This window comes from Pseudomonas sp. 3MAES_34.3B, from assembly GCF_058145875.1.
This window is the reverse complement of the sequence record NZ_CM176960.1, coordinates 3,377,887-3,391,448: the sequence shown is the minus strand read 5'-3', so window position 1 is coordinate 3,391,448 and position 13,562 is coordinate 3,377,887. Positions and strand designations below refer to the sequence as shown.

Below are 13,562 nucleotides of genomic sequence, written 5' to 3'. Positions count from 1 at the left end.
AATCCGGCATCAGCGGTACTGTAGAGACAGGTGCCCTGATCAGTTTTGGCCTTGGAATATCATATTATGGTATTCCAAGAATTGCGCAAGAGCTTCCCGTCGTTACAGGGGCTTTACGGCTGTCAGGCGGGTTCGAACGGTAGGTTTTCCACCACCTCAAGGTCATAGCCGGCCAAGCCGTTGTACTTGATCGGTGGGCCCAGGTGGCGGATCTTTCCTACGCCCAGGTCCTGCAAAATCTGGGCGCCGGTGCCGGTTTCCGAATAGGTGCGCGTAGCGCCCGGGGCAAAGCGTTTGGGCGCCTGGGTCAGCTGTGGTACCCGTTCGAGCAGCGCCTGGGACGATTCGTGGTGGGCGAGGATCACCACCACACCATGGCCCGCTTCGGCCACCTTTTGCAGCGCCGCCCAGAGGGTCCAGTTGGCCGGGCCGGTGTATTCGGCGCCCACCAGGTCACGCAGCGGGTCAATCGCATGCACGCGCACCAGCGTGGGCTGGTTGCGCATCGGTTGGCCCATCACCATGGCCATGTGCACGCCGCCGGTAACGCGATCTTCGTAGGTCAGCAGGCGGAAGGTGCCATGCACGGTGGGCAGTTCGCGTTCGCCGATGCGCCTCACCGTGTGCTCGGTGCTCAGGCGGTAATGGATCAGGTCCGCGATGGTGCCGATACGAATGCCATGCCGCTGCGCAAAGGCTTCCAGCTCGGGCCGGCGGGCCATGCTGCCGTCATCGTTCATCACTTCCACGATCACCGACGCCGGCGTGAAGCCCGCCAGGCGCGCCAGGTCGCAGCCCGCTTCGGTATGGCCGGCGCGGGTAAGTACGCCGCCGTCGCGTGCTCGCACCGGGAAGATATGCCCCGGCTGCACGATGTCTTCGGCACGGGAATCAGGGTGTACCGCAACCGCCACCGTACGGGCGCGGTCCGCCGCGGAAATGCCCGTGGACACGCCGGTAGCTGCCTCGATGGACACCGTGAACGCGGTACTGAAGCCGCTGCCGTTGGTGGGCACCATCTGTTCAAGCCCAAGGCGCTGACAGTGCTCGTCGGTGAGGGTAAGGCAGATGAGCCCTCGCGCCTCGCGGGCCATGAAGTTGATTGCCGCTGCGTCGCAGCAATCCGCCGCCAGCAGCAGGTCGCCTTCGTTCTCACGGTCTTCGTCATCGACCATCAACACCATCTTGCCTTGGCGGTAGTCTTCCAGGATTGCTTCTATGCTGTCGAACGGCATGGCATTCTCGATACGCGCAGTGATATAAAGTTGGTATACCATATTACACATTAACCGAGATGAGGAGCACCGCATGAAAGGCTATTGGATCGCCCACGTGGACGTGACCGACCCGGAGCAATACACCCAATACACGAGCCGCGCGCCAGAGGCATTCGCGCGTTACGGTGGCCGGTTCCTGGCCCGCGGCGGGCGCTGCGAAGCCATGGAAAACGGCCCGGCGGCGCCCCGCAACGTGGTGATCGAGTTCGATTCATATGAGCAGGCGGTGGCCTGTTACAACTCGCCGGAGTACCAGGCGGCAGCGGCGCATCGGGAAGGGGCGGGGGTGGCCAGGATCGTCATTGTGGAGGGCGTGTAAGCGGCGGGTGATGGTTGAGAGGGCGGAGCCCGGGAACACCAGGCTTCACCGCACGAAATGAAGCTGGCCGTCTTCGTCATTGCCCATGTACAGCCCATACACCCCGGCCGCGCGTTCGTGGATGTAACGCTCAAGGATCTGCCGAATGGCCGGGTAGTAGATGTTGTCCCACGGAATGTCATCCGGCAGGAACAGGCGCCGGTCCAGGGATTCGCTGCCCCAGGTGTCTTCCATACTTACCAGCGCCGCGCGGAATACGATGTACACCTCGCTGATGCGCGGCACGCTGAAGATGGAGTAGGGCGCGACGATGCGGGCCTGCACGCCGGTTTCTTCCCACACCTCCCGCAGCGCGGCCTGCTCCGTGGTTTCGCCCGCCTCCATGAAGCCTGCCGGGAGGGTCCAGGTACCAGGCCGCGGCGCGATCGCGCGCTGGCTCAGCAGGTAGCGGCCTTCGTGCTCCACGATGCAGCCGGCAATGATCTTCGGGTTTACGTAGTGAACGAAGCCGCAGGTCGCACATAACAGCCGTGAGTGCGTGTCCCCGGGTGGGCAGCCGTGTTGCAGGTCGGCCCCGCCGCATTGCGAACAATAGCGGGGCGCGGGCATGTCAGCGGCCTACCGCAGGCTGAGGTACAGCCAAGGGTTCGATCATGTCAGGGAGCTTGGTGTCGCTTTCCTGCTTGCGCCGCAGGTAGTCGAGCGCAACCCGTGCAGCGGCGTGGACGTGATCCACAGACGCTTCGAAGGCGGCCTGCGGATTCCCGCTCTTGATCGCTTCCACCATTTTTTCCATTTCATGGTTGCTGGCGCCGCGTCGGTTTTCCTGGGACACCGAGGTCGCGCGCAAGTAACTGATGCGGGCCTGGAGCTGGCGCAGTTGGGTGGCCGCTACCTGGTTGCCACAGCCCTCCATCAGCACTTCATAGAAGCCTTGCACCGAGTCCAGAACCTGCGGCAGGTCACCTTCTTCCAGCGCCTGGCGGTTCACCGCGAGGGCTTTTTCCAGTGCGCGGATGTTCTTGGCCTTGGCGCGCAGGGTGAACAGCTGCACGATCAAACCTTCGAGCGCCGCGCGCAACTCGTAGATATTGCAGGCGTCCTCCAGGGTGATGATCGCCACGCGTGGCCCTTTGGCGTCGGCAAACTCCACCAGGCCTTCGGATTCCAGGTGGCGCAGCGCTTCGCGCACAGACGTACGGCTCACGCCCAGGCGGTCACACAGGTCCCGCTCCACGAGGCGGTCGCCCGGCAGCAGCTGGAAATTCATGATGGCGCTGCGAAGTTTGTCGAGCACGATCTCGCGCAGTGTCACGGGATTGCGATTGACCTTGAAGCTGTCGTCGAGTGGCGTGCGTTTCATAAGTGCTCTTGTGAACTCAGGTAAAGCGGAGAGTGCGTATCTTTTCATTGGCACGCCGGAAGCTCAACAGTTGATGTCCCGGCGCAGTGAGGCTAGGCAGGCTATTGCCCGGCCGCAAGCCCACCCATCAGGGTATAGCGCACCTCCAGGTAGTCCTCGAGGCCGTAGCGCGAGCCTTCGCGCCCCAGCCCGGAAGCTTTGATCCCGCCGAAAGGCGCCACTTCCGTGGAAATCAAACCTTCGTTGATGCCCACCATGCCGTACTCCAGGGCTTCGCTCATGCGAAACGCACGGCCCAGGTCGCGGGTATAGCAGTAAGCGGCCAGGCCCGAATCCGTGTCGTTGGCCAGGGCGATCGCTTCTTGTTCGTCAGTGAAGCGAAACACCGCGGCCAACGGGCCGAAGGTTTCTTCACGGGCTACTCGCATGGCCGGGGTGACCTCACTGAGCAGGGTGGGCTGGAAAAACCCGTGGCCCAGCGCGTGGCGTTCCCCGCCGCACAGCAGGCGTGCCCCGTGTTCCAACGCATCGGCGATGTGCTGCTCGGTTTTTACCACCGCCGCCTGGTTGATCAGCGGCCCTTGGGTAACCCCTGGTTGTGTACCTTCGCCTACCACCAGCTCGCCCATGCGCTCCGCCAGCCGCGCCACAAACTGGTCGTGAATGCCAGCTTGCACCAGGAAGCGGTTCACGCACACGCAGGTTTGCCCGGCGTTGCGAAACTTCGCCAGCAGGGCACCTTCCACGGCGGCTTCCAGGTTGGCATCGTCGAACACGATAAAGGGCGCATTGCCGCCCAGTTCCAGCGACAGTTTTTTCAACGTGGGCGCGCACTGGGCCATCAAGTGTTTGCCCACCGCCGTGGACCCGGTAAAGGACAACTTTCGCACTACCGGGCTGGCCGTCAATTCGGCGCCAATGGCGATAGCGTCGCCGGTAATCACATTCAGCACCCCGGCGGGCAGGCCGGCTTCCTCGGCCAGCGCAACAAGCGCAAGCGCGGTGAAGGGCGTGTCCGGGGCCGGCTTGAGAATGCACGTGCAACCCGCTGCCAACGCCGGCGCCAGCTTGCGGGTCACCATGGCCGCAGGGAAATTCCACGGGGTAATGGCCGCGACCACGCCCACTGGCGCCTTGGTGACCAGGATGCGCGCGCCATCCTTATGGCTGGGGATGATGTCGCCATACACCCGCCGCGCTTCTTCGGCGAACCACTCCACAAAGCTGGCGGCGTAGAGGATCTCACCCCGGGCCTCAGCCAACGGCTTGCCTTGCTCGGCCACCAGAATAGCCGACAGCGCCTCGGTGTGTTCCAGCACCAAGGCGTGCCAGCGCTTGAGGAAGGCGGCGCGGTCCCCAGCCTTCAGCGCACGCCAGGCGGGCAGGGCGGTTTCGGCGGCGCTGATCGCTTCGCGGGCCTCGGCCGCGCCGAAGTCCGGCACGTGGCCTACCATTACGCCGGTTGCCGGGTTGTACACCGCTTGGGCATGCCCTGGCGGGGCGTCTCGCCAACGGCCGGTAATGAATGCTTGCTCGCGAAAAAGGCTGATCATGCACAGCTACCTCAAGTGAGTGTTTCAGCAGAACACTGGCAGGGCGCCCAGCTTGCCTCGGTGGTAAATCATCGGCGTAACCGGGTCGGTGGGCAGGATCAGGTTCTGTACCTCGCCCACAATGATCGCGTGGTCTCCACCTTCATATTCCCGCCACAGCGTGCACTCGATGATGGCCGTGGCACCCTCCAGGATCGGGTTGCCCAAGGCGCTGAGGGTCCAGGGCAATTCGCGGGCCTTCTCCTTGCTTTTGCTGGCGAAGGCGAACGCCTGCGCCTGTTGCTCCCCAGAAAGGAGGTGGATCGCGAAATGCTTGCGTTCGAGCAGCGCCGGGTAGGTGTTGGAACTGTAGTTAGGGCAGAACAGCACCAGGGCAGGGTCCAGCGAGAGGGCGCTGAAGGCGCTGGCGGTAATGCCAACCAGGTCACCTTCGGTGTCCAGGGTGGTGACCACGGTCACACCCGACGGAAAGGAGGCCATCACCTCTTTGTATATTTGGGCTTCGATCATTGCCGCCTTACCTCTTAACGCATCACGAATGGGTCTGGCATGGGTGCCTGAGACAGGTTGATCCACACCGTTTTTTGTTCTGTGTACGCCAGCACCGAGTCGATGCCGCTTTCCCGGCCGTAGCCACTGTTCTTGAACCCGCCGATCGGCGCCATGGCCGACACCGCGCGGTAGGTGTTCACCCAGATGATCCCCGAGCGCACATCGCGGGCCAGCCGGTGAGCGCGGCCCAGGTCGCGGGTCCAGATGCCGGCGGCCAGGCCGTATTCCGAATCGTTTGCCAGTTCCAGCGCCTCGGCTTCGGTATTGAAGCGGATCACCGAGGCCACCGGGCCGAAGACTTCTTCCTGCATGATCTTCATCGAATGGCGGTCGCACTCGAACAGCGTGGGTTCGTAGTACCAGCCTTGGCTGTCTACATCGGGGCGCTTACCGCCCATGCGCAATACCGCGCCTTCGGCCACGGCCTCGCTCACTAGCCGTTCCACCACACCCAGCTGTTGCTCGGTCGCCATGGGGCCCATCTCCGTAGACTCTTCGCGAGGGGCACCGATCTTGATGCGGCGGGCACGCTCGACCAGGCGCTCCACGAAGGCGTCGTAGATTTCGGCTTGCACCAGCAGGCGTGACCCGGCCACGCAGCTTTGCCCGGAGGCCGCATAAATCCCGGCGATCACGCCGTTGATGGCGCTGTCCAGGTCGGCGTCGGCGAAGATGATGTTGGGGGACTTGCCGCCCAGCTCCAGCGACAGCTTGGCGAAGTTCTCGGCCGTGCCGCGCACCACGTGGCGGGCGGTGGCCGCGCCGCCGGTGAACGCGACCTTGCGCACCAGCGGATGGCGCACCAATGCCGCGCCAGTGCTGGGGCCATAACCGGTGACTACGTTGACCACCCCTGGAGGTATGCCGGCTTCCAGCGCCAGCCGGGCCAGCTCGATCAGTGTTGCCGAGGCGTGCTCGGAGGGTTTGAGCACGATGGTGTTGCCCGCAGCCAGGGCTGGCGCCAGTTTGATGGCCGTGAGGTACAGCGGGCTGTTCCAGGGAATGATCCCGGCCACCACGCCCAAGGGCTCGTGCACGGTGTAGGCGAAGAGGTCGGGCTTGTCCAAAGGCAGGGTGCCGCCCTCGAGCTTGTCGGCCAGGCCCGCCGTGTAATGGAAGAACTCCGGCAGGTAGCCCACCTGGCCGCGGGTTTCGCGGATCAGTTTGCCGTTGTCGCGGCTTTCCAGCTGGGCGAGATGCTCTTTGTTCTCGGCAATCAAGTCGCCCAGGCGGCGTAACAGCTTGCCCCGCGCCGTGGCGGTAAGGCCACGCCAGGCCGGGCTGTCGAATGCCGCCTGCGCGGCTTTAACGGCCACATCCACATCGGCTTCGTCGGCGTCGGGCAGCTCGGCCCAGGCCTGGCCGGTGGAGGGGTCCAGGCTCTGGAAGGTGCGGCCTGAGCGGGCATCCTGCCAAGTGCCGGCGATACACATCTGAAATCGAACCAGGGTCATGCGACATTCCCCTCAGCCTGCACTGGCAGGCATTTGACGTTGGCCAGGAAACCGACCAGCAGCTGGTTGACCAGCCGCGGCGACTCCACCGGCATCATGTGGCGTTGTTCAGCCAGGATGGCAACCTGCGCGCCCGGGATGCGCGCGGCCAGCTGGCGCGCCATCTCCGGCGTGGAGCCGGCATCCAGCTCGCCGGTGGCCACCAGTACAGGCACGTTCAGCCCCGGCAGGTCGTCGGCCCGGTACATGTCCTGGGTGGCGAACAAGCTGTAAGTGGTCAGGTAACCCTGCGGGTGGTTGCTGGCCAGGGTGCGGCGGATGTTGTCCACCTGTGCATGGCTGGCAGCGAGGTACTCCCGGCTGAACCACCGCGCCAGCGCCGCTTCGGCATTGGCGTTGGGGCCGAATTCCGCCGCTTGGCGGGTACGCTCCACCACGCCGGCGCGTTGCTCCGGTGTGCGGGCGAACACGCTGTTGAGGATCACCATTGAGGCCAGATGCTCAGGGTGATGCAGCGCGAACGCCCGCGCCACCAGCCCGCCCATGGAAAAGCCCACCACGTGCACCCGCGCCAGCCCCAGGTGTTCGACCAGTTCGAGCAATTGCCCGGCGTAACCTTCCAGCCCTGTGTCGGCATGGGGCATGGCGCTTTCGCCGTGGCCCAGCATGTCATAGGTAATCACCTGGTACTGCTCCGCCAGGCTTACTACCTGGCCACCCCACATGTCCTTGTTCAGGCCCACGCCGTGGATGAGCACCACGGGTTCGCCCTCGCCGGTCACCTGGTAGGCAGTGCCCGCTGCGGTCCATTCAGTGGCCCGGGCGTTCATCACTGCTGCGCCTTTTCCGCGGCCAGCTCTTCAAGGTCCATATAGCGGTTGCCGATGCGCGGGTGCAGGCGGCCGCCGTCTGCCGCGCCCAGCACCACTACGATCTCGTCGGCGCGTGGCGCGTCCTCGATTTTCATTTCCAGGGTGATGTAGTGCGAGCGCAGGCCTTCGTCGTCCTTGTGCATCATCGGGATCTGGATGGAGGTGCCGGGGCCGCCGCGCTTGTTGGTGAAGCTCAGGTAGCTCTTGGCTTGTACCGCTTCGCGGTAGTGGTTGCCGAAGCGCAGGGTGTGAATCACCGCCGAGGCGTGCTCGATCTCGCCGTCGGCACCCACTACCGCCGCCTTGCCGTAGGCCTCGATGCGGCCTGCGCCGCCAATGGCGTTGGTGAGTTGCTCCACCATCAAAGCGCCCAGTTCCGAGCAGTTGGCCTTGATCAGCGGTTTGAGGTCCTCAACGAACGGGCCCACCCAGGGGTTTTTGATGACCACAGCCAACCCCACCATGGTGACCGGCTTTTCGCTGGCCTTGCCGCCTTCGATGAAGGTTTGCTCGGTGTACGTGACGATCTTGCGGATTTCAAAGCCCACGGCGGTTCCCCTTGTTCTGGATGGCGGTACGAGGTTGGTTTCTCGTATTACGGTATACCAGATACTAACCGAAACTCAGGCGTGTGCAAGGGTTTTCCCGCAAGGCTGCTAGGGGGCCCTGTTCACACGGGCTTTTTGAGGCCTGGGAGGTTCCATCCGTATCGTAGCGATAGCATCCGCACCAGTGTGCAGAGCGCGATGGCAAGCCAGGGGGCCATTTGCGGGCCGATCCAGCCCAGCTCGCCCAGCACTTGTATGGCGGCACCGAGCAGGGCGGCGAGGGCATAGATTTCTTTGGTCAATACCACCGGCACGCGGCTCAGCATCACGTCGCGAATAGCGCCGCCGCCCACGGCTGACACCACGCCCAACAGGATCGCCAGTTGGGTATCCGGGACGTAGGTATAGGCCTTGTGCGCGCCGAACGCGGCAAAGAACCCCAGCCCTACCGCATCGAAAAACAGCGTGGGCTGGGTCAGTTTGAGCAGCACCTGTTGGAAGCAACCGGCGAGGGTCACTGCCAGGGCAACCGCTACGGCATATTCGATATTGACCAGGCCGGCGGGTGGCACTGCGCCAATGCACAGGTCACGTACCACGCCGCCGCCGCAGGCGGTCACGAACGCAATGACGAACACACCGAAGAGGTCCAGCTGGCGATTGATGGCGGCCAGGGCGCCGCTCAGGGCGAAGACGAACGTGCCCATCAGGTCGATGTAGGAAAAAACGTGGAAACCCATGGGCATACCTTTGCAAACGGCTATAGGGGCAGGGCGACTATGCCTGAGCTCGCAACGCCTTGCTCAAGGTTATGTCGGCCTTTGGGCCCCGCCGTTTGCCAAGCCCTGGTTCAAGCCCCGACGCGTGTCAGGGCCTGTTTGTACATCCGCGTGCGGCGATGGTTTGCGCCATAACCGTTGGCAGCCGCGACGGTACCCGCCTGGATGTGGTCCAAGTATTTGAACAGGCGCGCGGGCGGCACTTTGGCGATGCTATACCCAAGTGCTTCCATGCGATCTTGCAGGGTATAACCGGGCACGCGGTCATCCATGCAGAAGTGCAGGCCGTGCTGTTTCATGGCCTTGCTGTTCCACAGGGTGCAAAAGCTCTTCAAGTGCTGTTCTTTCCATGGTTTCGGCCCACGCCCTGGCAAGCCCAGGCGGCTCAGCAGGCGCCGATAATAGTGTTTGCAGAACCGCGAGCTGTATCGCCATACCGTACGCGGCAACCCTCGATCCAGTTGTTCCACACAACCCACCGCCGCCACATTGGAACGGCCATCGCACTTGTCGAGCAGCCACTGGAATACCCGGCGGTCATGGATAAACGTATCGGTGTGCATCAGCAGCAGATAATCGCTCTGCGTTTGCTCAAGTACCAGGTCCAGCGCCCGGCCATGGGCGATATGCCCGGGTTCGCCGGCCGGTTGAGGGCGTTCGATCAGGTTGATCCAGCTCAGGCTGCGCAGGTAGGTGGTGCTGGCATCCTGTGAGTCATTGTCCACCACCCATACCGGGATGTTCGCGTTGCCGATCTGCTGCTTGAGCAACTCCAGGCATGCCCGAGTCATTTCGTAGGTCTTGTAGTTCACCAGCGCGATACTGAAGGTGGGTGCCCGAGCGGGCTGTCGATCTGCTGTACTCATCGGAAAAGCTCAAATACAAAGGGCAAACACGAGGCAAAGCGCAGCGCGGCCTGGTTGATTGCCGGAAGAATATGAAAGGTTGGAACGCGCGTTCCGCTTATTGTCCGAGTTGTTTCAATTGGTACACGAATGTATCAATTCGCTTAAAGTTACTCGTAGGGTGCTGTATTACTTGGGAAGGAGATAGTAAAGCGCGGGTGTGAAAAATATGTCATGTGGATGTCGCGTTATTATCGACAAACACATGGCGTTACAGAATAGGAGTTTTTCTTAAATGTGATCCCGGGTTTTAACCTTCCGTGGCAAGTTCTCCTTCGGGATGTCCTTCTACATCGCTCGCTATCGCTTCCTTCACGATGATACTGGGCCCGCCTCTGTAGCAGCGTGGCTTGCCCGCGACGAAACCATCGCCGAAACGGCGGCCCTGTCGTGCCGGTCGCCGCCAAGGCGCGCTGCTACTGTGGCTTATCGCTCTCGAGCGTCACCCACCTCCAACGACTGTATAAACAGCGAAAACAGCTCAGGCTGTGCCGAGATGTCGAGCTTGGCGTACAGGTGGCGACGGTGCACCTTCACCGTTTCGGGCGAAATACCCAGCCGTTCAGCCATGGCCTTGGAGGAGTAGCCGCGCAATATCAGCCGTGCCACTTCCAGCTCCCGTTCCGATAACACCCGCGCCCCGAAGCGGTCGAGGGCGTCACCGACGAAGGTGCAGCTGTCTTCCTTGGCGGCAACCGTTGCCGCCGCCGACCCCGGCCGGGCCTGGGCCCAGTGTTGCTTGAGCAACGCCAGCACCCAGGGGGCGCAGAGGGTAAGCATGCCCAAATACTGCGCGCCGAAGCGCTCGTGCATGCCCAGTGACAGTGAGAGGGTGCCTTCGCCTGGCAGTTGCAGCAGGTATTGCACCTCGTCCTCCAGCACATGGTCGTGGAAGTAGTTGAGGTAATAGTCCGTCTGGTGAAAGTGATCCGGGGCCACTTCTTCCAGGCGGTAGAACCCGCTGGCGATGCCTTCACGCGCAGCCTGGTAGAACGGGTCCAGCAGGTACAGGCCGTCCAGGTATTGCAGGCTGGACGCGGGGCCAGGCGTAGGGGCAGCGTCGTATTCCTCAAGGGCGACCGGGGCGCCAGCCTCGGGGTAAAACACGCCCAGGGCATTGTCGAACGGTACCCAATGCCGAAGCAGCAGTACCAGCTGGCGCCAGAACCGCGGCCCGCCGGCGTGTTCGATGGCCCGCGCCAAAGCCGTGTGCATGGAGGATTGTTCGAACAGGCTGTTCACGTGGGTACCTCGAGCGCTTGGGGTGCCCAGTACCGCCTTTACGCTTGAAGGTTGTCAATGGGGGTACCCCCATAGGGGAATTGTCCCCTCATGTTTCACTGCCTAGAGTGCGTTGCATCTAGTGCTCCAGCCGAGAGCGCCCTCTCTTCAAGCCTTCGTTTACTGCCTCAACTTCGAACAACAACCCGAGGGTAACGATATGATGGCTCCTGTTCCGCAAGCGTCGGCGCTCAAGCCCAGCTTGAGTGTCGCCGACGTGGTGGCGATCACGGTTTCTTCTGTAACGCCCGCCAGCTCTGTGTTCGTGATCGCACCGTTTGCCATTCAGCAAGCGGGTACCGGCGTGATCTGGGCGTTTGCGCTGGGCGGCGTATTGGCGCTGATGTTCGCATATTGCTATGCCGAACTGGGCCGGGCCCACAGAACTGCTGGCGGTGAGTACGTGTTCGCCAAGCGGGTGTTCGGCGGCATGGCCGGGTATGCCACCTTCCTGACAGTGTTGGCGATGTTGCTGTTCATCCCGCCGGTGCTGGCAACCGGCGCGGCGACCTACCTCAACGCCGCACTGGGTACGCACTTCGACAGCCAGACTGTGGCGCTGGTGATCGTGGTGCTCAGTTACGCGATTGGCATCCTCAACATCAAGCTCAACGCCTGGGTAACCGGCCTTTGTCTGTTCCTTGAGGTGGCCGCGCTGATGGTGATCGTGGTGCTGGGTTTCGGCCATGCCCAGCAGCCGGTCAGTGCGCTACTGCATCCCCAGGTGGTGAGCGCCGGGGTACTGAGCGCCGCGCCCTTTGCACTGGTGATCGGGGCCATCGGCACCGCGCTGTTCTCCTATAACGGTTTCGGCGGCGCGGTGCTGCTGGCCGAGGACATGCACGACGGCGGCCATGGCGTACCCCGTGCAGTGTTGTGGTCACTGGTGCTGGTGGTCGCGATCGAGATCATCCCGCTCGCCGCGCTGCTCGTGGGCGCGCCTTCGTTGACCGAGATGCTTGCCAGCGCTGACCCCATCGGCTACCTCCTCACAGCCCATGGCAACGAGACGCTGTCACGCCTGGTAAGCGCGGGTATCTTCCTGTCGGTGTTCAATGCCATCGTGGCGATCGTGATCCAGAGCGGCCGGGTGATCTACAGCAGCGGGCGCGACGAAGTATGGATGCCCAGGCTCAACCGCGCCTTCACTCGCATTCACGCGAAATGGCAATCGCCATGGCTGGCCACGCTGTTCCTGGCAGTACCCTCGGCGGTGCTGACCTTCAGCTCCAACTTGGCCGAGCTCACGTCCTTCACCGTGCTGTTGATCCTGCTGGTGTACCTCACCGTCGCCCTGAGCGCGCTGTTCAGCCGGGTACTGCGCCGTGACCGGGCCCACCCTTACCGCATGCCGCTGTGGCCAGTGCCAGCCTTGCTGGCAGCCGTAGGCGCGGGCTACCTGCTGGTTACCTTGCTGGGGCAGGCCTCCAGCCGGGACATCATGATTATCCTGGGCCTGCTGAGCGTGTCGGTGATCCTCTACGGCACCTACGGCAAGCTGAGCCCGGGCTTCCAGAAACTTTGATCGAGGATCTGCAATGCGCGCGCGTCAACTGGGTATTACTTTGGGGCTGGGCACTCCCGGCCCGTTCAATGCCATTACCGATGTTCCGGGCGTGCGCGTGGGGCACACCACCTTGAACGAGCAGCGGGGCGGCAAATGGGTGCGCACTGGCGTAACCGTGGTGGAGCCTCGGGAAGGCGCCGCGCGGGAGCAACCTTGTTTTGCCGGCTGTCATGTGCTGAACGGCAATGGCGACGCCACGGGCCTTGAGTGGGTTCGTGAAGCCGGCCTGCTGACTACGCCGATCGCCACTACCAACACCCACAGCGTGGGCGTGGTGCGCGACGCGCTGATCGCCCATGAGCGTCGTTCCCTGGCGAGTACTGCCACCTACTGGTGCATGCCGGTAGTGATGGAAACCTACGATGGCGTGCTCAACGACATCTGGGGCCAGCACGTCACGCCCCAGGACGTGAGCGCCGCGCTCGCCGCAGCCGAAACCGGGCCGGTGCAGGAAGGCGCGGTGGGCGGCGGCACCGGCATGATCTGCCATGAATTCAAAGGCGGCATCGGTACCGCCTCTCGCGTACTTGAAACAGAGCAGGGTGGCTGGACGGTGGGCGCGCTGGTACAGGCCAACCACGGCCAGCGCCGAGACCTGCGGGTGGACGGTTACCCGGTGGGCCGCTACCTTGCGCACGTGCCATCGCCGTTCGCCGAGCAGGGCACGCCGGGCATGGGTTCCATTGTGGTGATCCTCGCCACGAACGCACCCTTGCTGCCCCATCAATGCCAGCGCCTGGCGCAGCGAGCGTCCATCGGCATCGCCCGCACCGGCGGCGGCACCGATGATTCCAGTGGAGATATCTTCCTGGCCTTCGCCACCGGCAATCGGAACATTCCACCCGCCGATTACGACCGCAAAGGCGGGGCATTCAGCCACGGCGTGAGCATGGTGAACAACGATCACATCTCGCCCCTGTTTGCCGCCGCCGCCGAAGCGGTGGAGGAAGCGATCATCAATGCCTTGCTGGCAGGTCAGGCCATGGTGGCCGATGACAACACGCAGGTCGAACCCCTGAGCGATGCGTTGTTGACTACGGCGCTGGCCGAAACTGGCTGGCGCCCGGCTGCGCTGTAGAGTGAGCTCAGCCG

The 13,562-nt window shown here is 63.2% G+C and carries 14 protein-coding genes; 3 read left to right on the top strand and 11 right to left on the bottom strand.

Features of this window, described 5'->3' with window-relative positions:
* Positions 1-122: 122 nt before the first annotated feature.
* Positions 123-1,235, bottom strand: a complete 1,113-nt coding sequence (ribBA, locus tag AC3Z8Y_RS14825) for a bifunctional 3,4-dihydroxy-2-butanone-4-phosphate synthase/GTP cyclohydrolase II (RefSeq protein WP_490086463.1) — start codon at positions 1,233-1,235, stop codon at positions 123-125.
* Between the two features lie 73 nt (positions 1,236-1,308).
* Between ribBA and AC3Z8Y_RS14820 the strand changes: the two genes are divergently transcribed.
* Complete coding sequence (locus AC3Z8Y_RS14820; protein ID WP_181112328.1) at positions 1,309-1,596, top strand: DUF1330 domain-containing protein; 288 nt, start codon at positions 1,309-1,311, stop codon at positions 1,594-1,596.
* A gap of 45 nt (positions 1,597-1,641) precedes the next feature.
* On the opposite strand, the gene AC3Z8Y_RS14815 is transcribed toward AC3Z8Y_RS14820, so the two are convergent.
* The 10 genes from AC3Z8Y_RS14815 to AC3Z8Y_RS14770 form a co-directional block, all read right to left on the bottom strand.
* Positions 1,642-2,205 (bottom strand): NUDIX hydrolase, encoded by a 564-nt coding sequence (locus tag AC3Z8Y_RS14815; RefSeq protein ID WP_490086462.1) that lies wholly within the window; start codon positions 2,203-2,205, stop codon positions 1,642-1,644.
* 1 nt (position 2,206) lies between these two features.
* Positions 2,207-2,959: a GntR family transcriptional regulator gene (locus AC3Z8Y_RS14810; RefSeq protein WP_490086461.1), complete on the bottom strand. Its 753-nt coding sequence runs from the start codon at positions 2,957-2,959 to the stop codon at positions 2,207-2,209.
* Positions 2,960-3,060: 101 nt separating this feature from the next.
* On the bottom strand, positions 3,061-4,512 hold the full coding sequence (locus AC3Z8Y_RS14805; protein ID WP_490086460.1) for an NAD-dependent succinate-semialdehyde dehydrogenase: 1,452 nt from the start codon (positions 4,510-4,512) through the stop codon (positions 3,061-3,063).
* A gap of 24 nt (positions 4,513-4,536) precedes the next feature.
* A complete protein-coding gene (locus AC3Z8Y_RS14800; protein ID WP_490086459.1) occupies positions 4,537-5,022 on the bottom strand; it encodes a flavin reductase family protein in 486 nt (161 codons plus the stop codon).
* Positions 5,023-5,036: 14 nt separating this feature from the next.
* Positions 5,037-6,518, bottom strand: coding sequence for an aldehyde dehydrogenase (locus tag AC3Z8Y_RS14795; protein WP_490086458.1), 1,482 nt, complete (start codon positions 6,516-6,518; stop codon positions 5,037-5,039).
* Entirely contained in the window at positions 6,515-7,348 is an 834-nt protein-coding gene (locus tag AC3Z8Y_RS14790) for an alpha/beta fold hydrolase (RefSeq protein WP_490086457.1), read from the bottom strand. The genes AC3Z8Y_RS14795 and AC3Z8Y_RS14790 overlap by 4 nt, the downstream gene beginning before the upstream one ends.
* A complete protein-coding gene (locus tag AC3Z8Y_RS14785) occupies positions 7,348-7,938 on the bottom strand; it encodes an amino acid synthesis family protein (RefSeq protein WP_490086456.1) in 591 nt (196 codons plus the stop codon). The genes AC3Z8Y_RS14790 and AC3Z8Y_RS14785 overlap by 1 nt, the downstream gene beginning before the upstream one ends.
* Positions 7,939-8,060: 122 nt before the next feature.
* Positions 8,061-8,678 carry a trimeric intracellular cation channel family protein gene (locus tag AC3Z8Y_RS14780; RefSeq protein ID WP_490086455.1) on the bottom strand — a complete coding sequence of 206 codons (618 nt, stop codon included), beginning with the start codon at positions 8,676-8,678 and terminating at the stop codon, positions 8,061-8,063.
* Positions 8,679-8,788: 110 nt separating this feature from the next.
* Positions 8,789-9,583, bottom strand: a complete 795-nt coding sequence (locus AC3Z8Y_RS14775; RefSeq protein WP_490086454.1) for a glycosyltransferase — start codon at positions 9,581-9,583, stop codon at positions 8,789-8,791.
* Positions 9,584-10,048: 465 nt separating this feature from the next.
* Positions 10,049-10,864 carry a helix-turn-helix transcriptional regulator gene (locus AC3Z8Y_RS14770; protein WP_490086453.1) on the bottom strand — a complete coding sequence of 272 codons (816 nt, stop codon included), beginning with the start codon at positions 10,862-10,864 and terminating at the stop codon, positions 10,049-10,051.
* Positions 10,865-11,063: 199 nt separating this feature from the next.
* Between AC3Z8Y_RS14770 and AC3Z8Y_RS14765 the strand changes: the two genes are divergently transcribed.
* Together AC3Z8Y_RS14765 and AC3Z8Y_RS14760 are read left to right on the top strand one after the other, a co-directional pair.
* Complete coding sequence (locus tag AC3Z8Y_RS14765) at positions 11,064-12,428, top strand: APC family permease (protein WP_490086452.1); 1,365 nt, start codon at positions 11,064-11,066, stop codon at positions 12,426-12,428.
* Positions 12,429-12,441: 13 nt separating this feature from the next.
* Positions 12,442-13,548, top strand: a complete 1,107-nt coding sequence (locus AC3Z8Y_RS14760) for a DmpA family aminopeptidase (RefSeq protein ID WP_490086451.1) — start codon at positions 12,442-12,444, stop codon at positions 13,546-13,548.
* Positions 13,549-13,562: the final 14 nt, after the last annotated feature.

Coding starts and splice junctions, on each gene's coding strand:
- AC3Z8Y_RS14790 (WP_490086457.1), bottom strand. CDS start 7,348: ATGAACGCCCGGGCCACTGAATGGACCGCAGCGGGCACTGCCTACCAG.
- AC3Z8Y_RS14780 (WP_490086455.1), bottom strand. CDS start 8,678: ATGGGTTTCCACGTTTTTTCCTACATCGACCTGATGGGCACGTTCGTC.
- AC3Z8Y_RS14805 (WP_490086460.1), bottom strand. CDS start 4,512: ATGATCAGCCTTTTTCGCGAGCAAGCATTCATTACCGGCCGTTGGCGA.
- ribBA (WP_490086463.1), bottom strand. CDS start 1,235: ATGCCGTTCGACAGCATAGAAGCAATCCTGGAAGACTACCGCCAAGGC.
- AC3Z8Y_RS14820 (WP_181112328.1), top strand. CDS start 1,309: ATGAAAGGCTATTGGATCGCCCACGTGGACGTGACCGACCCGGAGCAA.
- AC3Z8Y_RS14810 (WP_490086461.1), bottom strand. CDS start 2,959: ATGAAACGCACGCCACTCGACGACAGCTTCAAGGTCAATCGCAATCCC.
- AC3Z8Y_RS14795 (WP_490086458.1), bottom strand. CDS start 6,518: ATGACCCTGGTTCGATTTCAGATGTGTATCGCCGGCACTTGGCAGGAT.
- AC3Z8Y_RS14760 (WP_490086451.1), top strand. CDS start 12,442: ATGCGCGCGCGTCAACTGGGTATTACTTTGGGGCTGGGCACTCCCGGC.
- AC3Z8Y_RS14765 (WP_490086452.1), top strand. CDS start 11,064: ATGATGGCTCCTGTTCCGCAAGCGTCGGCGCTCAAGCCCAGCTTGAGT.
- AC3Z8Y_RS14775 (WP_490086454.1), bottom strand. CDS start 9,583: ATGAGTACAGCAGATCGACAGCCCGCTCGGGCACCCACCTTCAGTATC.
- AC3Z8Y_RS14815 (WP_490086462.1), bottom strand. CDS start 2,205: ATGCCCGCGCCCCGCTATTGTTCGCAATGCGGCGGGGCCGACCTGCAA.
- AC3Z8Y_RS14800 (WP_490086459.1), bottom strand. CDS start 5,022: ATGATCGAAGCCCAAATATACAAAGAGGTGATGGCCTCCTTTCCGTCG.